Below are 21,064 nucleotides of genomic sequence, written 5' to 3'. Positions count from 1 at the left end.
TCACGGGCTAGTGATTGGTTTGAGGATGCTGGATGGGCGCTTTAAAACTTGCTTATATTGTCTGCTTTAAGGCGCTTCACCGCCCATCATTTCAATTAAGCGCTCCTCGCTTGGTAAGCCTTGAATTCGGTCGATACGTAAACTGCCACTGTCTGTCTCGCGCTGGAAGGCGCTGGTGGGCGTAGCGTACAGGCCTAGCTCTTCAAAAAGCTGATTGTTGGCATATACCTGTTCTTCAATATCTCTAGGCTGAGCGCTTGCTGAAAGTGAATCGCCGCTGCTGTGGTCATGTAGCGCGGCAGAAGGGTCATCTGCACCTAATATAGTGGCCGCCAGCGCGGGACTGTTCGGTGCCAAGATGCCCACCATAATATGGCGCAGCTGCACTTCACCAGCCTCTACCCAGGGGCGGCTTTGTTGCCACAGCTGGCGACAGTAGGGACAGTTAGCATCGGTAAAGGTATAGATAACCCGCGGCGCGTTTTCATCGCCATCTTGAATCCAGTGGCTCTCTTCCAGTAACGCCCAGGTTTGCGCTTCAAGCGGAACCCGAACATGCTCCTCTATCTGTGCTTCGGTGAGATCGTTGCCTTGATCATCCATTAGCGTGCCGATAATGGTGTGTTGGCCATCAGGCGTTAAATAGATCGCCAGCTCTTGGCCCTGCACGCTAGCACCGTAACCACGCATGCCCCCTGGCGCCTCAAACTGGCCGTGAATCGTTATCCCCTGATTGGTGAGCGCTTGAACCGGTGCGGGCAGTTCTTCGGCATAACTCAACGACACGCTACTCATCGCTACAGTAAGCGCTAAGGTGCGCAATCCCGGCAAAAAAATGTGAGGCATAACACGTCCTTATACATGCGAAAAGTCGGCATCAACGCTATCGTCATTGATGATGATAGCGACAGTATCTCAGTCGTCGATTATTTGACGATTATATTGCCTAATTGCTGAGACATTATGCCGCAATGCACCTTTCACGTGTCTGCCACCATCCATCTTATTGCATAGGGAGGAAGCGCGGTTTCCTCCTGGGCGTTTTGCAGATCTAAAGCACGCCAAGCATGTTGGCTAAGTGCCTGCTCAAGTGCTTCTCCTACATTATCTAATGGCAGTAGCGTATCGGTGACATTAAACAGGGCAAGCAGGCGGCGGCCGTCGCTTAGCGGGCCTCGCTCAATGGCTAGCACTTCAGGCGGCGTGGTCAGTACGCGTTGTGTGGCGTTGGGGTGGAAGCAGGGCTCTGTGCGCCGAAGTTCCAGCAAGCGGCGAAGCGCATGAAACACATCGTGGGTCGGCGTTGAGGGGCTTTCGAGTAACAGTGTTAGCTCATCACGCTGCCAGCGGCGTCGATTAATTGAGCGCAATCGGCCACTGCGCTCCACTCCTTCGACATCGTTAAGCGTGCCGGTCAATGTATGAATATAGAGGGCAGGAATGCCCTGTAGAGTGAGCATAATAGCTTGGCTGCACAGGAAGCGGGCAATTTGCCAGGGGTCTGGTCCTCTACGCGTGCCGCGCATGGCCTCAAACCAAGTAATATTGATTTCGTAGGGCGAGTCACTGCCATCAGGATTGCTCCGCATGCTGACAAAGCCACCAAAGCGATGCATCAGTTCCAGCAGCGCATCTCGCTCATGATCGGGTAGCACTCCTTCTAAAGGACGCACGCCAATCCCATCATGGCTCGCGGTGAAGTTTAAATAGGTGCAGTGTCTGGGCAGTATCGGCAGGCTGGAAAGCCATGTTTGAAGGGTAGTGGCTTCACCACGGGTGAGTGTGTGCAATAACAAAGGGGGCAGGGCGAACTGATAGACCATGTGGGCTTCGTCTGGCTCCCCGTTGGCTAACCGTTCTAAGCCAAAGTAACTGATGTTTTCTGCGTGAGGGACATTGGTCTCGGTAATTATCAGCGTGCCCGGCGCTATTTCATCCACAATGGCGCGCAGTAAACGGACCACCGTATGGGTTTCGGGAAGGTGGATGCATGGCGTGCCCAGACGCTTCCATAAAAATGCCACTGCATCCAGGCGAATGATACGCACGCCCTGTTGAAGGTAAAACAGCAAGATGCCAACAAACTCAAGCAATACGTCAGGGTTTTCAAAGTTTAAATCGATCTGATCTTCTGAGAAGGTTGCCCATACATGGCGCGTACCCCGACGCGTGGAAATGGGCACTAGCAATGGACTGCTACGTGGTCGAACCACGTCAGAAACATCGGTTTCTGGGTCTACTTCTATAAAGTAATCACGACCTGGCAAGCTTCCGGTTAAATAATCCACAAACCACAGAGACTCGCGAGACACGTGGTTTAGCACTAAATCGCCCATCACGTCATAGTGGCTTGCCAGCTCACGGATATGCTGCCAATCGCCTAGCTCTGGATTAACCTCACGGTAATGAATGACTGAAAAGCCATCATCGCTACTCCAGGGAAAAAAAGGCAGCACATGCACGCCGCTAATACGCTCCCCCAAATAGCGCTGAAGGAACTCATTAAGCACGGCAAGAGGCGGTGTTTCCTCTGCCACAATGGAATCACCGTAGCTAATGACCCATTGATCTTTTTCGCTCCATTTTGGTGCATTATCGCCTTCAGCCGCGGTATTTTCAGTTATGGCTGGCGCCTGTGATGCACTGCGAAAGTGGTCAATGTGTTGTCCAAGACGGCGTTGTACCTCGCTGGCGCGGGGGCCGTAGAGGTGCGAAAGGAAATGGTGGACTGTCTGCTCAAATGGGGTCATAGGGATGTCCTCTTAAACAACCTACGACAAACGCTGCAGCTTGTGTGCCAAATCGTTACAATGCTAGGTTAACGCCGCGTTTAAAGAAGCGACTATTTTTGCTTGCAAGCGCCCTTAAACTGCATGTCGTTGTAGCGCGTGGCTACTCCGCTGCTAATAATAGTTTGCAATATTGCTTATATGTGCCGTTATCCGCACAAGCTGACACGCTGCACGTACTGACAACAGGTTGACTGCCATGCATTGCCCTTTTTGTGGTGCTAATGATACTCGAGTGACCGACTCGCGGCTGGTAGCCGACGGTGACCAGGTGCGCCGTCGTCGCCAATGCGCTAGCTGCCAAGAACGCTTCACCACGTATGAAACCGCAGAACTGATTATGCCGAGGGTCGTAAAATCCGACGGCTCACGCGAAACCTTTAACGAGAGCAAGCTGCGGGCAGGCATGTTGCGGGCGCTAGAGAAGCGTCCGGTGAGTGCTGAGGCAATAGAAGCCGCCGTGGAGCGTATTCGTCAATCGCTTCGTGCCCGCGGGGATCGCGAAGTTAATGCGCGGGATATCGGTGAAGCCGTCATGAAGGCATTAAGCAACCTGGATCAGGTGGCGTATATCCGCTTTGCATCGGTATATCGTAAGTTTCAGGATCTAGACGAATTTCGCGCTGAGATAGACCGTCTTTCTCAAGATCCAGGCGATCACCCTGCATCAGCCCACAGCGACCCAGATCGCGGAGAGGTTTGATGAACGAGTTGATGGAGAGAGGCTTTACCAGCGCTGATCATCAATTTATGGCGCGTGCTCTGCAATTGGCGGCGAAAGGGCTGTATACAACAGACCCCAACCCCCGGGTAGGCTGTGTTATTGTCCGCTACGATCAACACGCGGAAGGGCAGGTGGTTGGCGAGGGCTTTCACCTCCGTGCTGGCGAACCTCATGCAGAAATTCACGCGCTTAACGCCGCTGGTGCCAGGGCAGAAGGCGCAACGGCTTATGTCACGCTGGAACCTTGTTCCCATACAGGTCGCACTGGCCCTTGTGCCGTTGCGTTAGCGGATGCCAACGTTGCCCGCGTGGTCGTCGCAATGGTTGACCCTAACCCTTGCGTGAGTGGACGCGGTATCAAGCGGCTTCGGGAATCAGGAATTCAGGTAGATGTTGGGCTGTTGGAACAGGATGCCCGTGCGTTAAATCCTGGCTTTATTTCCCGTATGCAGCACAAGCGTCCCTTTGTGCGTTTAAAAATGGCCATGAGCCTGGATGGCCGTACTGCCATGGGCTCTGGAGAGTCACAATGGATTACTGGCCCAGAAGCTCGTAGCCAAGTGCAGCGTCTGCGAGCGCGTTCAAGCGCTATTTTGAGCGGCGTTGAGTCCGTCATTATGGATGATTCACGACTAACCGTGCGCGCAGACCAGTTGGGGCTGGATAACGCGGATACAATTAGTCAGCGGCAGCCACTACGCGTTATTTTGGATTCGCGTCTACGGTTACCGTTAGCGGCCGCTTGTCTTCGTGAACCAGGCCGCACATTGATTATTACCACTGAACACCACAGTGAAGAAAAACGCCAAAAGCTGGAAGCTGCAGGCGCTGACATTAAGGTACTGCCCGCGGCTCAAGAAGGCCGAATCGACCTCGCAGAGATGCTGAACTGGTTGGCTGAGCATGAGCAGGTAAATGAGCTGCTTGTTGAAACCGGCGCTACGCTGGCAGGCGCGCTGTTAGATGCAAATGCGGTGGATGAACTGCAGTTATTTGTTGCTCCCACGCTTTTGGGAGGCGAGGCTCGACCACTATTTGCGTTGCCCGGGATGACCCGCATGGCCGACCAAAAGCGTTTAACTATTAAAGAAATTCGAGCCGTTGGGAGTGACTGGCGCATCATCGCTAAACCGTGCACTGACTAGCGCGCCGGGCCAGAGCAAGGTACCCTGACGCGCGAAATCGCATGTGTTGCGACCACTTATTTTGGAGATTCCATGGCGCATTCCTCTTCAGAGGGGTTGTCCCCTATCGCTGAGCTGGTGGAAGATATCCGCCAGGGCAAAATGGTGATTCTCATGGATGATGAGGATCGCGAAAACGAAGGTGATATCATTATGGCGGCCGAAAAAGTTCAGGCCGAGCATATCAACTTCATGGCACGTTATGCCTGTGGGCTTATTTGTATGCCCATGACTCGCGAGCGTTGCGAGCAGCTAAACCTACCGTTGATGGTGCGTGATAACGGCTCTGGGTTTGGCACTAAGTTTACGCTCTCCATTGAAGCGACCGAAGGTGTGACCACCGGCATCTCAGCAGCTGATCGTGCGCGTACTGTTCAAGCGGCAGTGGCGGCGAATGCCAAGCCGACGGATATCGTACAGCCAGGGCATATATTTCCGCTGATGGCTGAGCCTGGTGGTGTTCTACGTCGTGCTGGGCATACTGAAGCAGCCTGTGATTTAGCCTCTTTAGCAGGCTGCGATCCTAGCGGCGTCATCTGTGAAATCATGAATGATGATGGCAGTATGGCGCGTCGGCCTGAGCTTGAAGAGTTTGCTAAAAAGCACGGTATTAAAATTGGCACGATTGCCGATTTGATTCACTACCGTATCGTCAATGAACAAACGGTTGATGCGGTCGAAACGACCAATGTGATGACGGCCCATGGGGAGCTGGCGCTGCATGTGTTCCGGGACCGTATACAAGGTGCTCATCATTTGGCGTTAGTTAAGGGGCAGCCGACGCCAGAGCAGGCGACAACGGTGCGTGTTCACTTGGCGGATACGCTGCGTGATATCGTAGGGTTAATGAAAGATGAGCAGTGCCGTTGGGATGCCCATCGTGCGCTGGAAGAGATCGCTAATGCGTCTGCGGGGGTCTTTGTGCTGATTGACGATGGTCGTCCTCACCAAGACTTGAAAGATCAACTCGATATTTTTCTGGATCGCGTGCGTCAACCGCGCACCAGCGATTCGGACGGTTCAGGTAACTACTTAACGATTGGTACTGGCTCGCAAATCCTACGCCATTTAGGGGTAGGCAAAATGCGGCTACTCAGCTCACCGTGGAAATTCTCGGCGCTCTCCGGTTTTGATCTCGAAGTTGTCGAGCGTCTAGGACCCAATGACACGGCGTATGAGCCAACTTCTCAGCAGGAATAAATTGATGCAATCCCTTTCGCAAGTTGAAGGCACTTTTGTGGATGTCGATGGCCGTTATGTCATCGTTGTAGGCCGTTTTAACCACCATGTGGTGGATAGCCTGGTGGAAGGCGCTATTGATAGCCTGACACGCCACGGCGTTGATGCGGACAATATTCACCTTGTCCACGTACCTGGTGCTTGGGAACTACCGCTGGCAGTAAAGCGTGTACTTAACGTCATGAAGCCCGACGCTGTTATCGCGCTGGGCGCTGTTATTCGTGGTGGCACGCCGCATTTTGAATATGTAGCTGGCGGCTGCAACACAGCCATCAACCACCTCCAGCTTGAGTTCGATACGCCGGTAGCAAACGGCGTGTTGACCGTTGAGTCTATCGAACAGGCGATTGAGCGGGCGGGTACCAAAGCGGGTAATAAAGGTACGGAAGCCGCAATGGCAGCGATGGAGATGGTCTCATTACTGCGAGCATTGCCGCTAGGAGACAACCAATGAGCGAACGTCGTGAGCGTAAGCCCTCTGCCGCGCAGCTAGGGCGCCACGCCGCGCGTGAGTTAGCGGTTCAGGGGATTTACCAGTGGCAAATGACAGGGAAATCGATCACCACTATCGAAGCTGAGTTTCGTAGCCAGGTAGCGGATGATGATCTGGAAGATTACGAAAACTGGGTGAAAGTAATGGAAATCGCTGATAAGGCGCTTTTCCATGAACTGCTGCATAACACGGTCCGGTTCAAAGCGGAGTTAGATCGTGAAATTGCGCCGCTGCTCGACCGACGCCTCGAAGACCTTGATGCTGTTGAGCTAGCCATCCTGCGCTTGGGTGCCTATGAGCTTTCTCGGCGGATGGAAGTACCCTACCGAGTAGTGATTAACGAAGGCGTTGAGCTGGCCAAATCATTTGGTGCCACCGACGGCCATAAATACGTGAACGGCATTCTCGATAAGTTAGCAAATCGCTTACGAAGTGCTGAGGTCAGCGCTCGCCGTCTGTAAGGCGAGCCTCCTGATAATGCGTTTAAGGGGCCTTTGTGCTTGGCGAATTTGAACTGATTCAGCGCTACTTCATGTCGCCGCAGGAGGCGCACGCGACAGCTGGTATAGCGCTTGAAAATGGCGACGATGCAGCGCTTTTGGTGCCCCGAGCAGGTCAGCAGCTTGTGGTCAGCGTTGATACGTCGGTGAGTAACGTGCATTTTCCTCACGATGCGCCAGCACACGCGGTAGGACATCGCGCGCTGGCGGTGGCGCTCAGCGACCTAGCAGCCATGGGCGCGACGTCGCGTTGGTGCCTGATGGCAATGACGCTGGATAAGAGCGTCTTTAATGACCGCGAAGCTGCTGAACACTGGTTAGCAGGATACGCTGAAGGGTTTCACGCGCTTTGTCAGCAGCACGCCACTGCGCTGGTTGGTGGTGATGTCACCTCTGGGGCACTGACCATTGGTGTGACGGTGATGGGCGAAGTGCCAACTGGCCAAGCACTAACTCGCTCAGGTGCGCAGGTCGGCGATGTTATCGCCGTGACCGGTGCCTTGGGTGGTGGTGCCGGTGGCCTATCGCTTTGGCGCCAGGGCGAACGCGAATTGTCGCACCCACTGCTGGCTCGTTATTTGTTGCCGCAACCTCGCTTAGCTGCGGGTGTGGCACTGCGCGGTATTGCAACGGCGGCACTGGACATTTCGGATGGCTTGTTGGCAGATTTGTCGCACGTGCGTAAGGCATCTGGCATAGGCTGCGCACTAGACGTCGACGCGCTACCGTTGGCCGTAGGATTGCAAGAAACGTTAGGCCACGATGAGGCAATTAAAGCCGCGCTATCGGGTGGCGACGACTATGAGCTGCTGGTGACACTCTCACCAACGAACCTCGCTATCGCCCAGCAGCGGCTCGTCGATCTTGGCCTCTCGCTAACGGTGATAGGCCACTGTACCGAAACCCTAGGCGTGACTGGCGTTGCCGCCAGTGACTACGAAGGATGGCAGCATTTTAGCGGGGAAGCGCCATGAACCGAGCACCAGCGAGCGTATGGCGTCGGCCAACCCATTTTTTTGCCTTTGGCCTGGGTAGTGGTGCGGTGCCCTGGGCACCTGGCACCTTCGGGACGCTAGCAGCAATCCCTTTTTACTGGATGATGGCCGACCTCCCTTTGGCCTGGTATCTCAGCATTGTGTTTGTGGCGTTTGTGGTTGGGGTGTGGTTGTGTGACAAAACTTCCCATGACTTAGGCGTGCATGATCACTCCGGTATTGTTTGGGATGAGTTTGTTGGCTACTGGATAACCATGGCGGCAGTGCCCTTCTCGTGGGAGGCCGCACTCTGGGGATTCATTGTTTTTCGTATTTTCGATGTCTTCAAACCGTGGCCTATCCGGTGGGCAGACCGGCGTGTTGCCGGTGGATTTGGCATTATGATTGATGACGTCATGGCGGGCATCTACGCGTGGAGCACGATGCATTTATGGTTTTGGCTACACTAAAAACCTACCTGCACAAACTGGCAGGTGAGCCACTTATAATAATAAATGGACTTAGCTGATTACCCGAAACTGATTACACAACGTCGGTGGTGAATGGCTCCAATCGTGGGGGTGTTCAAGGAGATCGCATGCGCAAGGAACGACTGATCGTGCCTATTCTCGCGGCCTTCGTGGTGGCGTGGGCAGTGGCACAACTGTTATCGAGCATTTTGTTTGAACGCAGCCTTCGTCAAGCACTAGAAGATTTGGAAGCGCGAGGAGAGTGGCGAGTTAGTCGCACTGAAAGCCGCCAAGGGTGGTTGACGTCTCAGGGAAAACTGCTTTTATCGCCCTTATTAGGGCGGCCATGGCGGTTAGAGCTGACTTACCGTGCTCGTCATGGTGCGTTAAGTACCGATGTTGAGGGAACGCTACTACCCCGTTTAGATAGCGTTTTGCAAAAAGCCGTAGGTGAGGTCTCTGCCCCGTCTATACCGCGCTGGCAAGGGCGCTACCATACGCTAAGTGGCCACAGTGAACTGAGGTTGGCACTTGCTCCTTTTGTGATCCAGCAAAATGGTCGTGAGTTATCTGTTCGTGGTGCCCGTATGCGCTTAGAAGGCGTATTTGGTGATTGGCGGTTGCGTGCGCTGCTCGACCAGCTCACGCTAACAGATGGCCCCGCTCATTTGACGCTGGGATCTTCGTCTCTTGAAAGCCGTTATACCTACATTGACGATGCCTACCACTTTGCTCAGCGCGACCATCTGCATGTTGAGTCGTTAGCGCTTCACTATCCTGCCTATGATATTCATGTGTCGCCGCTTGATGTTCACAGCCACATGGTGCTCGACGAACAAGAGCTTCGCTTGAATGGCGAACTGATCATTGGCGAGGTGAGCGTCCCAAGCGAAGCACCCGATACAGCTTTGTTAAGCGGTCGGATTGAGGCCGAGCTTTCACGCTTAAATGCGGATGCTGTTCGCGCAACAATCTTGCGTTTGCGGCAAGAAGCCTCATGGGGCGACGCTAGCCTGCCAATGGCAGAAGGACTGCTGGTGCGTTTAGCCCCTGATTTAAAAGGTGTGTTGAGTGACTCGCCCCGTTTAGACGTTACAACGATCGCGATTGAAAGCCCGCTGCTAGGTATCAATGTTAACGCGGATGGTGCGCTCTTTTTTGATGCGCGTGGGCTTGATGAACTCATGATGACGAGGCTAGATAAGCCAGAAGAGCGCGCTCGCTGGTTGGATCGTATTGATGGTGATTTTACTTGGCACGATGCGCCAACCGTGGCAGCCCTTTGGCTAGGCTTGCCTCTTGGTACGCGAGAATTAGAGTTTGATGTTGTTCGTGGCGAATTGCGCGTTAATGGACGCCCAATGCCTCAGCTTTGAGCATAAGTGTTTTGAGTATCACGGCTTTCTAATAAACAGCGACGAGCTCTGAAGCTGTTACCACTCTTCGAATACACTGCTACAAATGGTGCCAAGGGTTGAAGTTCACCCCCTGTGCCCACATTCCTTAGACATTGCTAAGCGGATCAATCCGCTAGTCACTGTTATGGGAGGGCGCATGAGCGACCAGGATTACGACCGCGATCACGAACATCTCGATTGGCTGACGGACGATGAGTCCGACGCACCGCAAGACGATACCTCGAACAGTGAAGAGCACCGTTCAGACGGTGAGAAAGTTAATTCGTTAGTGCCTGCCAGCGATATGCTCCCAGAGCGTATCTATCTATTGCCGATTCATAATCGGCCCTTCTTTCCCGCTCAGGTACAGCCGCTGGTCATCAACCGCGAGCGCTGGGAAGAAACCATGCGTCGGGTAGGTAATACGCCTCACCACACCATTGGTGTTGCCTTTGTTGGCGAGCAAGGTGTTGAGTCGTTGGATCACAACGGCTTTCCTGAGATTGGCACGGCGGTCAAAGTACATAAACTCCAGAGCGAAGATCAACAGATTCAGTTTATCGCTCAGGGGGTTAGGCGTTTTAAAATTCAGCGCTGGTTGTCTAAAGAGCCGCCTTATCTGGTGGAAGTCAGCTATCCCAAAGAACCAGTCGACGCTGAGAACGAAGAAACCCGCGCCTATGCGATGGCGATTATTAACGGCATCAAAGAGTTGCTGCCGATTAATCCGCTGTATGGTGAAGAGCTAAAACATTACCTCAATCGCTTTAGCCCTCATGAGCCCGGCCCGCTAACTGACTTTGCAGCTGCTATCACGTCTGCCAAGGGCCCCGACCTGCAGGATGTACTCGCCACGCTGTCGGTGGCTGAGCGTATGCACAAAGTTCTCCCATTGCTGCGTAAAGAAATCGATGTTGCTCAGTTGCAAAGCGAGATCAGTGAGCAGGTGAATGCTCAAATGCAGGAGCGGCAGCGAGAGTTTTTCTTGCGTGAGCAGCTTAAAGTCATTCAGCGTGAACTGGGTATTTCCAAAGACGACCGTGAAAACGACGTCGATACGTTTAGGAATCGCCTAGAGTCGCTGGTGGTGCCAGAACGCGTCCAAGCGCGTATTGACGATGAACTCAACAAGCTCAGCGTGTTAGAAACCGGCTCGCCAGAGTACGGCACTACTCGTAATTACCTTGATTGGCTCACCTCGTTGCCCTGGGGCGTTACCAGCCAGGACAAGCTCGACTTGACCCATGCCAGGGAAGTCCTTAATCGCGATCACGACGGCTTACAAGACGTAAAAGAGCGGATTGTTGAGTTTCTTGCCGAAGGTACCTTCAAGGGCGATGTTGGTGGCTCGATTGTGCTGCTGGTCGGCCCTCCTGGGGTCGGTAAAACCTCGATTGGGCGCTCTATTGCTGAGGCCTTGGGCCGTGAGTTTTATCGTTTCTCTGTGGGGGGGATGCGCGATGAGGCTGAAATTAAAGGTCATCGTCGTACTTACGTGGGCGCAATGCCCGGCAAACTAGTACAGGCCTTTAAAGAAGTCGAAGTCGAGAACCCTGTGATTATGCTCGATGAGATTGATAAGCTGGGTCAATCATTCCAGGGCGATCCCGCATCAGCACTGCTTGAGGTGTTAGACCCAGAGCAAAACGTCGATTTCCTGGATCACTATCTCGATGTGCGCATGGATCTATCAAAAGTGCTGTTCTTGTGCACCGCGAATACCCTGGACTCTATTCCAGGTCCGTTGCTTGATCGTATGGAGCAGATCCGTCTTTCTGGTTATATCGCCGAAGAAAAGCTACAGATCGCTAAGCACCATCTATGGCCGAAGCTGTTGAAACGCGACAACCTGGCTAAGAAACGTATCAACTTAACGGATGCCGCGCTCAAGCAGGTTATTGACGGCTATGCCCGTGAGGCAGGCGTTCGCCAGCTTGAAAAACAGCTGCATCGTATTGTTCGCAAGGCAGCCGTAAAGCTGCTGGAAGAGCAGGTGGAAACGGTAAAAATATCGGTTAAAAATCTGGAAGAGTTCCTAGGAGCACCGCTATTCCGCAAAGAGAAAGTGCTGAAAGGCGAAGGCGTTGTTACCGGGCTTGCCTGGACCTCCATGGGCGGCGCAACACTGCCTATCGAGGCGGGCAAAGTCCATGCGCTGGATCGCGGCTTTAAACTCACCGGCAAGCTTGGCGATGTGATGAAGGAGTCCGCCAATATTGCTTACAGCTACACCCTGGGCCACTTGCAAGAGTATGGTGCCGATGCTGACTTCTTTGACTCGGCGTTTGTGCATCTTCACGTGCCTGAAGGGGCGACACCCAAAGACGGCCCGTCGGCAGGGGTCACAATGACCACGGCGCTGCTTTCGCTGGCCAAGCATCAGGCGATTAACCGCCCCTTGGCAATGACCGGTGAATTGACCTTAACCGGGCAAGTCTTACCGGTGGGAGGAATCCGAGAGAAAATTATTGCCGCTCGCCGCAGCGATATTTTTGAGGTGATACTACCCGAAGCCAATAAGCGCGATTACGAAGAGCTTCCCGATTATTTGAAAGAGGGAATGACGGTGCATTTTGCAAACCGCTATCGTGATGTAGCCAATGTGGTCTTCACGTAGACGCTTCAATTAATCGTTAAACAACCGTTTAGTTAAGCCGCCGCACCAAAGAGTGCGGCGTTTTTGTAGGGTTATTCAAAGATTAAATTGCCTTGCGGCGAGTGATAATAGAGGCAAATCAAAATTAAAAAAGTCCCTGGGGAGCCTCTGTATGCGCAATAACCAACCCGTCACTCAGCGTGAGTACACGCTTGACGATGAAACTGTGCTGATTTCACGTTCCGATTTGAAGGGCAATGTGACCTACGCTAACGCTGCGTTTGTCGAGGTCAGCGGCTATACCCGCGATGAATTGATGGGAAGCCCTCATAACCTAATTCGCCACCCGGATATGCCGGAAGCAGCCTATGCAGATTTCTGGAAGACGATTAAGTCAGGTGCGAGCTGGCAGGGGACGGTCAAAAATCGTCGTAAAAACGGCGATCATTATTGGGTCACTGCTAGCGTGGCACCGCTCAGAGATGGCGACCGTATCGTAGGGTATACCTCGTTGCGGCGCAAAGCCCCGGCTCAAAGTATTGCGCTGGCAGAAACCGTCTATAAAGAAATACGCGAAAAAGGTAAATCTCGCCGCTACACGCTGGCGCAAGGGGCGCTAAGGCGCCGTGGTGTGGGAGGCTTTTTGGCTCGCTTTCAGTTTAATAGCCTAAAAGCTAAGTTAACGGGCATGGTCGTAGCGTCCATTATCTTAATGGGGTTAGCAGGCGGCCTAGGGATGTACGGCTTAATGGTTTCTGGTGAGCGTCTTGATACGTTAAATCGCTCAGGGCTAGAAGCCGTCGCCAACCTTCAGCGAGTAGAGCGCCAAATCGGCCAAGTGGTGGCTCAGTTGGAACCTGCTGTTCGTAACCCTCGCCGGGTTGATGTTGATGCAGTTGCCGCGTCAGTTAGCGAATATTCTCAGTCAATACAAACGCTTTGGAACGAGTATCGTACTGACAGTAATGCCAGTGCTGAGCGTCTACAAGCGTTTAGTGCAGGATTAGCGACCTGGATCAGCAGTGTCGATACCACGGTGACGGCGGTCAGTGACGCAAATGGCTTTGCCGCTTTCGAAGCCTTTAACGACGGCGTACAACCTACCACAGAGCAGCTAAGAGAGAGCAGTAGCCAGTTAGTTAGCGATGAGCGAGCAAATGCTGAAGCGCTGGTGGGTCAGGCACAACAGGGGCGTCAGCAGATGCTGATTGCTCAAGTGGTGTTGATGGTGATTGGTTTGCTACTAATGGTAGGCCTCAGTACGGTGATTTTAAGATCCGTACTGCGCAGTGTCGAAGGGGCGCGGCATATTACTTTTCAAATTGCAGCAGGTAATTTGGCTGCTCGCGAACGTCGTGAAACGAAAGACGAGCTGGGCGAGCTGCTCTATTCGTTGGATACCATGCGCTTTAGCTTGGCGAGTATTGTCGGTGACGTAGAGTATCGAGTGTCGGTTGTCACGCCGGCCGTTCAGCAAATTGCCGCTGAAAATGAAGAGCTGGCTTCTCGCACCGAGCAGCAGGCGTCATCACTGCAGCAAACGGCCTCTAGCATGGAAGAAATGACGTCCACGGTACAGCAAAATACTGAGAATGCCCGCCAAGCGACAGAGCTGGCGGTGCAGAATGCCTCAAGCACCCGCGATACCCGAGAGCAAATGCAGCAGTTGGTCGCAAGAATGCAGCGTATTGCCCAAAGTGCTGAAAAAATGGCGGAGATGATTGGCGTCATTGACGGAATCGCTTTCCAAACGAATATTCTGGCACTCAATGCATCGGTCGAAGCGGCACGTGCCGGAGAGCATGGCCGAGGCTTTGCAGTGGTGGCTAGTGAAGTGCGTAACTTGGCGAGCCGTAGTGCCGATGCGGCCCAAGAAATTCGCAAGATGATTGAAAGTACGACGCAAGAGGTCAGTGGCGGCCGTGGTGCGGTTGAGCAAGCGGAACGAGCCATCGATAATGTGATGCAGCAGGTCAGCCGTGTCAGTGAGCTGATGGAGTCGATTAGCACCGCCTCGAGCGAGCAAAGCAGCGGTATTGGCCAAATTAATTCCGCGATTGCTGAAATGGATAATGTGACTCAGCAAAACGCCACAAAAGTACAAACTATCGCGGCCTCTGCGGATAATTTAGCGCTAGAGACGTTTGAGCTGGCGAATGTCGTGGATGCCTTCCGTCTTGAAGGCGCTCAGGAAGAAAATATTCACTCTGCCCGGGAAAAGCTACAGCAGGTTAATCAAGCGCAGCGTAAAGCGTCACTGAAACTGCCCTCAGGGGGAGGTGCTGCGGCAAGAGAGTTGGCTAGTCAAGACCACTCTGCACAGTGGGAGACGTTTTAACTGCGACAAATTGGCAAGGGAGGTTGCTCTCAGCATCTAGTCTCCACGGTGCGCTCATGCCACAATCTAAGGCCGCTGGATTCATTTGCCTGTCGCCAAGAATGCGGCAGGCCACGATAAAGATGTAGAAGAGGACACCATGCCCGAGTATCGCTCCCGTACGACCACCGCCGGCCGTAATATGGCCGGCGCCCGCGCCCTTTGGCGCGCCACCGGCATGAAAGACGACGACTTCCATAAGCCCATTATTGCGGTTGCGAACTCGTTTACCCAGTTTGTGCCGGGCCATGTTCACTTAAAAGACATGGGCCAATTGGTCGCACGTGAAATAGAAAAAGCCGGCGGTGTGGCTAAAGAATTCAACACCATAGCGGTAGATGACGGCATCGCAATGGGGCACGATGGCATGCTCTATTCGCTGCCCAGCCGCGATATTATCGCCGATAGTGTTGAGTACATGTGTAATGCCCACTGCGCCGACGCGCTAGTGTGTATTTCCAACTGCGACAAAATCACCCCTGGGATGCTGATGGCGGCCATGCGCCTCAATATTCCGGTCATTTTTGTCTCGGGTGGGCCCATGGAAGCGGGCAAAACCAAGCTGCTAAATCACGGCCTAGATCTGGTCGACGCCATGGTTATGGCGGCTGACGACAGCGTTGATGATGAAACTCTAGCTGAAGTCGAGCGCAGTGCTTGCCCCACCTGCGGCAGTTGCTCGGGTATGTTTACCGCTAACTCTATGAACTGCCTAATGGAAGCATTAGGTTTGGCGCTGCCTGGTAACGGTACCGTGCTGGCGACCCACTCAGACCGTCGGCGCCTGTTTGAAACCGCTGGCCATCGCATTGTAGAGCTGGCCAAGCGCTACTATGAAGGCGAAGAGGCCCACTTACTGCCCCGTGCGATTGGTAACAAAGCAGCGTTCAAAAATGCCATGACGTTAGATATCGCCATGGGCGGCTCTACGAATACAATTTTGCATTTGCTGGCGGCGGCCCAAGAAGCGGAAGTTGACTTCTCCATGGCGGATATTGATCGGCTTTCCCGTGAGGTACCGCAACTATGTAAAGTGGCACCCAATACCCAGAAATACCATATCGAAGACGTTCACCGTGCAGGTGGCATTATGGCTATTCTGGGCGAGTTGGATCGTGCGGGAGTGCTGGACACGTCAGTGCCAACGGTTTACGGCGATAGCCTAAAAGCGGCGCTGGAAGAGTGGGATATTATGCGCTCGCCAAACGCTGAGGTGGTCGAGTTCTTTAAAGCAGGCCCTGGTGGTATTCCAACCCAAACCGCTTTCTCACAAAGCGCCCGCTGGCCAAGTCTAGATGGCGATCGTGCGACCGGTTGTATTCGCGACCTAGCGCATGCGTTCTCAACAGAAGGCGGTTTGGCTGTGCTTTACGGCAACATCGCCCTCGATGGTTGCGTAGTTAAAACGGCAGGCGTTGACGATTCGATTCTCGTGTTTGAAGGCAAAGCTCACGTCGTTGAATCCCAAGATCAAGCAGTGGCCAATGTATTGGACGGTAAGGTCAAAGAGGGCGATGTGGTGGTTATTCGCTACGAAGGCCCTAAAGGCGGTCCTGGCATGCAGGAAATGCTCTATCCGACCTCGTACTTAAAATCCAAAGGGCTGGGTAAGGCCTGTGCATTGTTGACGGATGGCCGCTTCTCTGGCGGGACTTCTGGGCTTTCCATTGGTCATGTTTCCCCCGAAGCGGCGGCAGGCGGCGCGATTGGTTTGGTTGAGCAGGGCGATACCATTCTGATTGATATTCCCAACCGTACGATTAACGTGCAACTACCTGATTCAGTATTAGCGCAGCGTCGCGAGGAGATGGAAGCTAAAGGCAAAGACGCCTGGAAGCCCGTCGAACAGCGTCCCCGTAAGGTAACTCCCGCACTGAAAGCCTACGCATTGCTGGCCACGTCAGCAGACAAAGGGGCGGTTCGCGACCTTTCCAAGCTCGACTAGGTGTAGGTACTATGTAAAACAGCCCGTGCAAAGCGGGCTGTTTTATGTGGACTGCTTTTATGCCCAATGCAAACCGTCAAAACGACTAAGGAATGTAATGAAGGCGATTATCAACGTTGGCCTCGTTGGCTATGGATTTGCGAGTAAAACGTTTCATGCGCCACTCATTCAGGCAACGGAAGGCCTGGATTTAGTCGCAGTATCCTCTAGCGATGCCGCCAAAGTGCATGCTGACTTAGATGTCGAGGTTGAGCGCCAAGCACTGGCGTTATGTCAGCGCAGCGATATTGACCTCATCGTTATCCCTACACCTAATGACACGCATTTTCCACTCGCCAAAGCAGCGTTGATGGCGGGTAAACACGTAGTCGTCGATAAGCCGTTTACCGTCACACTTTCGGAAGCCAAGCAGCTCAAAGCGCTAGCGATTGATAAAGAGCGCTTGGTATCGGTATTTCATAACCGTCGTTGGGATAGTGACTTCCTTACCGTTAAAGCGCTGCTGGAAGCCGGTACGTTAGGCCGTGTCACTGGGTTTGAATCGCGTTTTGATCGTTTTCGGCCTGAGGTTCGTGACCGCTGGCGCGAAAAAGCCACGCCGGGAGGTGGGATTTGGTATGACCTAGGCCCTCACTTGCTTGATCAAGCCTGTGAGCTGTTTGGGATGCCCAATGCCATCATGCTGGATCTGGGCGTGCGCAGAGATGACGCTAAAGCCGATGATGACTTTTTAGCGTTGCTGGAGTACGACGGCTGTCGCGTTAGCCTTAGCGCTGGCACGCTGGTTGCCGAATCAACACCGCGCTTCCGCATTAATGGAACGCAAGGCAGCTACCTGAAATATGGCCTAGACCCTCAAGAGGATCGCTTAAAAGCGGGTGAGGTGCCAACACCTGCGTGGGGTGCCGACTCCCCAGGTACGCTAATCCTTCGCGAGGGTGATGGCGAAGAAGCACTGCTAGTGCGTCACGAGCATGCTACCCAGGCGGGTGATTACCTGGCTTATTATCAAGGCGTGGCCGTCGCAATCCGTGATAAAACGCCGCTGCCTGTTGATATCGAAGATGCGTTACGCAGCATGACACTCTTAGAAGCTGGCCTAGACAGCCACCGCCAACGCCGCTGGATACCGTTGAAGCATCACTTGTAAGCATTGGATCAAAAGCCTTTTGGCAGTGGCCAGGCACCCCTGGGGTCATCATTGTAGGAGGCCGATTTATCGGTGGTCCGACATCTCGGCGATGGCGGCGCAGCCGCCCATAGCTGGCACAGGCAGAAAAGCCTGGGTCATCGCGAGCTGAAGCTCCCTCCCACAAGGTACCGTGCCACTGATCTATTTTAGGAGGCCAAACCATCGCGAGCTGAAGCTCCCTTCTAGACTATTTGCCCGCGTTGAACATTAACGCTTTACAACAAATCCATTGCGCTATTGCGTTTCTCTTCGCGCAGCTTATCCCTTGCGATATAGAGCGCGGCGATGGCGCGGGCTTCGTGGAAGTCGTCACGTAATAGCAGTGCCGGCAGTTCTTCAATGGCGTGGGTTTCGACAATCAACGGCTCTGGCTCGTCGCCTGGCAGGCGCTTGGGATAAAGATCGGTGGCGATGAGTACCTGCATGCGGTGGCGCATGTAGTTAGGCGCAAGCGATAACTCCACCAGTGGCTCAATGCGATGCGCGCCAAAGCCGCACTCTTCCATTAGCTCGCGGTTGGCAGCAGTGACAATATCTTCGCCGGGGTCAACTAGCCCCTTTGGCAGCGTCAGCACATAATCTTCAAAGCCCGCCGCATATTCACGAATAAGCAGTACGTGCTCCGGATCGGGCATGGCAATAATCATTACCGCGCCTCGGTCTGCGCCGGTTAAACGTTCAAACTGGCGCTCTTCACCATTAGAAAAGCGCAAGTCAAGCGACTCAATCTGGAATAAACGGCTTTTGGCGACGTTGGTTCGCGCCAAGATTTGCGGCTTTTTCAGGTAGTCATGTGGGGTATTGCCTGTTGAAGCGTCGTGGAGTGACATCATGCCTCCGTGGCTGCAAAAAACGGGTTACGCTACAATAGCATGCTTACTCTTTCATACTGGAGCGGCAATGATTGATTGGCGCGAGATTGATACTGTCCTACTCGATATGGATGGCACGCTGCTGGATCTGCACTTCGATAGCCATTTCTGGCTAGAGCATCTGCCAAAACGCTATGTTGAGCTTCATCAGCTAGACGCAGCGAGCCAAGAAGCGCTGCGTGCGCGCATTATCGGTGAGCAGGGCACGCTGAACTGGTACAGCCTTGCGTACTGGAGCCGCGAACTTGGGGTGGATATCGTGGCGCTGAAACGCGAAGTACAGCACTTGATAGGCCTGCGTAGCGATGCACTAGACTTTTTAACCTGGCTGAAGCAAGCCCATCCCCGTGTCATTCTAGCGACCAACGCAGACCGTGCCAGCCTCGCGCTAAAATTACCGCTGACAGGGTTGGAAAACTACCTCGACGCCATCATCTCATCAGAAGATGTGGGGGCTGCCAAAGAGGAGCAGGCTTTCTGGTTTGCGCTTCAAGAGCGGGAACCGTTTGATTCAGCGCGCACGCTGTTTATCGATGATAACGCACGCGTACTCGAAAGTGCCCGTGAGTTTGGTATCAAACACTTACTCGGTATTAAGCAGCCAGATAGCCAGCGGCCTGAAAAAGAACTGCAGGAGTTTATTGCCCTAGACCGGTTTGCCCAACTGCTGCCAGATAACCTGCCAGGGCAGCGAGGAGAGCGTTAATGAGCGACAGCGTTCGCTTGGATAAGTGGCTATGGGCCGCACGGTTTTTCAAAACCCGTGCCCTGGCTAAAAAAGCGATAGAAGGCGGTAAAGTGCATTATGACGGTGGCCGCGTAAAAACCAGCAAAAATGTCGAGCTGGGGGCGCTTATTCGCGTTCCCCAAGGGTGGGATATTTTTGAGGTGGAAGTGATTTCGCTTTCCGACCAGCGTCGCGGCGCGCCAGAAGCGCGTAAACTCTACGCTGAAACGGAGGAAAGCGTGCAACGCCGAGCCAAAGAAGCTGAAGCTCGTCGTCTCACCAATGAAGCCATGCAGCACCCACTCAAACGCCCTGATAAAAAACAGCGGCGTGACATCCAGCGCTTCCAGCGCCAACAGGGCGATTAAACACGCGTTTATTCGTCATGGCGGTAAGCCTTCTCTCTACTCCTCCGACGGTTTCCTTATGTCTGATCAAATCCAACGTTTTATGTTTGACCAAACCAACGTGCGAGGTGAAATCGTCACGCTCAGCACTGCCTATCATGAGGTGCTTGACCGCCACGCTTACCCGCCAGCGGTTAATGAGCTGCTGGGTGAGCTGTTGGCGGCGGTCGCTTTGCTAACCGACACGGTAAAACTAGACGGCACCTTAAGCATTGAAGTGCGAGGACGAGGCTCATTGGCGCTCTTAATGGCCGAGTCCAACCCCGGTGGTGAGCTGCGTGCGATCGCGCGAATCGCGGAAGACGCTGTGCTGCCCAGCGAATATGCCAGTTTCCGAGAGCTGGTGGGGGAAGGGCAAATTGTGATTACCCTAGATCCAAGGGAAGGGCATCGATATCAGGGTATTGTTGCGCTTGATCACGCTACCTTGGGGGGCTGCCTAGAAGCCTACTTTGGCCAATCAGAACAGTTGCCAACCCGCCTTTGGCTCGCGGCTGACGGCGAGCGTGCAGGTGGGCTGCTGCTTCAGCGCCTGCCCGATGCCTCACAAAACCAAGATGTTGATGCCTGGGAACGCAGCGTTCATCTCGCTGACACCATTAAGACTGAAGAGCTTCTAGGGCTGGAACAGCGCGAAGTACTGTACCGGCTCTATCACGAAGAGACGGTTAGAGTGTTCGAGCCGAAAGCACTACGCTTTGGCTGCACCTGCTCGCGGGAGCGAATGAGCCATGCGTTATACACTCTTGGCGAACAGGAGCTGCGCGATATTTTGCGCGAAGAAGGCGCAATCGATACGCAATGCCACTTTTGCCACACGAAATATCACTACACAGCCGCAGAGATTGAAATTTTATTAGAAAATCCGGACGCGCCACCCCCAGTGATTCATTGATTGTGTAGTCGCAGATGATGGCGTGGGTATTGAAGTCGTATGTCTACCGCACTAGTCATAGCATAGCCTATAGGATGCCTGTCGAACGATTGTTTGAAAGACTTGCTGCGATGCAACACAAAATGTAGTGTCATTGTAGTAGTTTAACTACAAGATATTTGATGAAAGCCCCCGTTTCCCGGGGGCTTTCTTTTTGCCATAATGCGCCGGACTTCAGCGCACTCAGCCCATGGTATTGGAAACAATAAGCGGCTGAGGTGATTTCTCAAGGCGTCGTTGACGC

18 protein-coding genes are annotated in these 21,064 nt (G+C 53.5%); 15 read left to right on the top strand and 3 right to left on the bottom strand.

Going from position 1 to position 21,064, the window contains the following annotated elements:
- Positions 1–66: 66 nt before the first annotated feature.
- Both dsbG and NF683_RS21025 read right to left on the bottom strand, forming a co-directional pair.
- Entirely contained in the window at positions 67–846 is a 780-nt protein-coding gene (gene dsbG / locus NF683_RS21030) for a thiol:disulfide interchange protein DsbG (protein WP_443605843.1), read from the bottom strand.
- A gap of 134 nt (positions 847–980) precedes the next feature.
- Entirely contained in the window at positions 981–2,750 is a 1,770-nt protein-coding gene (locus NF683_RS21025) for a sugar phosphorylase (RefSeq protein WP_253920909.1), read from the bottom strand.
- Between the two features lie 238 nt (positions 2,751–2,988).
- Here NF683_RS21025 and nrdR point away from each other — a divergent pair, with 238 nt between their 5' ends.
- From nrdR to NF683_RS20965, 12 genes are all read left to right on the top strand, one after another.
- Positions 2,989–3,492: a transcriptional regulator NrdR gene (gene nrdR / locus NF683_RS21020; protein WP_089037417.1), complete on the top strand. Its 504-nt coding sequence runs from the start codon at positions 2,989–2,991 to the stop codon at positions 3,490–3,492.
- The gene (ribD, locus tag NF683_RS21015; protein WP_253920908.1) at positions 3,492–4,658 is read left to right on the top strand and encodes a bifunctional diaminohydroxyphosphoribosylaminopyrimidine deaminase/5-amino-6-(5-phosphoribosylamino)uracil reductase RibD; all 1,167 of its coding nucleotides are present in this window, start codon (positions 3,492–3,494) and stop codon (positions 4,656–4,658) included. Before nrdR ends, ribD begins: the two co-directional genes overlap by 1 nt.
- Before the next feature lie 72 nt (positions 4,659–4,730).
- A complete protein-coding gene (gene ribBA / locus NF683_RS21010) occupies positions 4,731–5,897 on the top strand; it encodes a bifunctional 3,4-dihydroxy-2-butanone-4-phosphate synthase/GTP cyclohydrolase II (protein WP_193085563.1) in 1,167 nt (388 codons plus the stop codon).
- 4 nt (positions 5,898–5,901) lie between these two features.
- On the top strand, positions 5,902–6,390 hold the full coding sequence (gene ribH, locus NF683_RS21005; RefSeq protein ID WP_009721753.1) for a 6,7-dimethyl-8-ribityllumazine synthase: 489 nt from the start codon (positions 5,902–5,904) through the stop codon (positions 6,388–6,390).
- Positions 6,387–6,890 (top strand): transcription antitermination factor NusB, encoded by a 504-nt coding sequence (gene nusB / locus NF683_RS21000; RefSeq protein ID WP_009721754.1) that lies wholly within the window; start codon positions 6,387–6,389, stop codon positions 6,888–6,890. Before ribH ends, nusB begins: the two co-directional genes overlap by 4 nt.
- 35 nt (positions 6,891–6,925) lie before the next feature.
- Entirely contained in the window at positions 6,926–7,903 is a 978-nt protein-coding gene (gene thiL / locus NF683_RS20995; RefSeq protein WP_253920907.1) for a thiamine-phosphate kinase, read from the top strand.
- Entirely contained in the window at positions 7,900–8,373 is a 474-nt protein-coding gene (locus NF683_RS20990) for a phosphatidylglycerophosphatase A family protein (protein WP_083006254.1), read from the top strand. The genes thiL and NF683_RS20990 overlap by 4 nt, the downstream gene beginning before the upstream one ends.
- 128 nt (positions 8,374–8,501) lie before the next feature.
- Positions 8,502–9,749 carry a DUF945 family protein gene (locus NF683_RS20985; protein WP_253920906.1) on the top strand — a complete coding sequence of 416 codons (1,248 nt, stop codon included), beginning with the start codon at positions 8,502–8,504 and terminating at the stop codon, positions 9,747–9,749.
- Positions 9,750–9,927: 178 nt separating this feature from the next.
- A complete protein-coding gene (gene lon, locus NF683_RS20980; protein ID WP_253920904.1) occupies positions 9,928–12,387 on the top strand; it encodes an endopeptidase La in 2,460 nt (819 codons plus the stop codon).
- Positions 12,388–12,538: 151 nt separating this feature from the next.
- The gene (locus tag NF683_RS20975) at positions 12,539–14,704 is read left to right on the top strand and encodes a methyl-accepting chemotaxis protein (protein ID WP_253920903.1); all 2,166 of its coding nucleotides are present in this window, start codon (positions 12,539–12,541) and stop codon (positions 14,702–14,704) included.
- 139 nt (positions 14,705–14,843) lie between these two features.
- Positions 14,844–16,688 (top strand): dihydroxy-acid dehydratase, encoded by a 1,845-nt coding sequence (gene ilvD, locus NF683_RS20970; protein ID WP_253920902.1) that lies wholly within the window; start codon positions 14,844–14,846, stop codon positions 16,686–16,688.
- Positions 16,689–16,785: 97 nt separating this feature from the next.
- Entirely contained in the window at positions 16,786–17,838 is a 1,053-nt protein-coding gene (locus tag NF683_RS20965) for an oxidoreductase (RefSeq protein WP_253920901.1), read from the top strand.
- 257 nt (positions 17,839–18,095) lie between these two features.
- On the opposite strand, the gene nudE is transcribed toward NF683_RS20965, so the two are convergent.
- Entirely contained in the window at positions 18,096–18,710 is a 615-nt protein-coding gene (gene nudE, locus NF683_RS20960; protein ID WP_038486060.1) for an ADP compounds hydrolase NudE, read from the bottom strand.
- Between the two features lie 70 nt (positions 18,711–18,780).
- Here nudE and yrfG point away from each other — a divergent pair, with 70 nt between their 5' ends.
- Genes yrfG through hslO form a run of 3 tightly spaced genes read left to right on the top strand, consistent with a single transcriptional unit; the run spans position 18,781 to position 20,781 of the window.
- The gene (gene yrfG, locus NF683_RS20955) at positions 18,781–19,458 is read left to right on the top strand and encodes a GMP/IMP nucleotidase (protein WP_089037425.1); all 678 of its coding nucleotides are present in this window, start codon (positions 18,781–18,783) and stop codon (positions 19,456–19,458) included.
- Positions 19,458–19,847, top strand: coding sequence for a ribosome-associated heat shock protein Hsp15 (hslR, locus tag NF683_RS20950; RefSeq protein WP_038486056.1), 390 nt, complete (start codon positions 19,458–19,460; stop codon positions 19,845–19,847). Before yrfG ends, hslR begins: the two co-directional genes overlap by 1 nt.
- Positions 19,848–19,905: 58 nt before the next feature.
- The gene (gene hslO, locus NF683_RS20945) at positions 19,906–20,781 is read left to right on the top strand and encodes an Hsp33 family molecular chaperone HslO (protein ID WP_253920900.1); all 876 of its coding nucleotides are present in this window, start codon (positions 19,906–19,908) and stop codon (positions 20,779–20,781) included.
- Positions 20,782–21,064: the final 283 nt, after the last annotated feature.

Origin of the sequence: Halomonas sp. MS1, from assembly GCF_024182575.1 — a bacterium.
GTDB lineage: Bacteria > Pseudomonadota > Gammaproteobacteria > Pseudomonadales > Halomonadaceae > Vreelandella.
The sequence above is the reverse complement of the archived record's forward strand: the minus strand, read 5'-3'. Positions and strand labels throughout refer to the sequence as shown.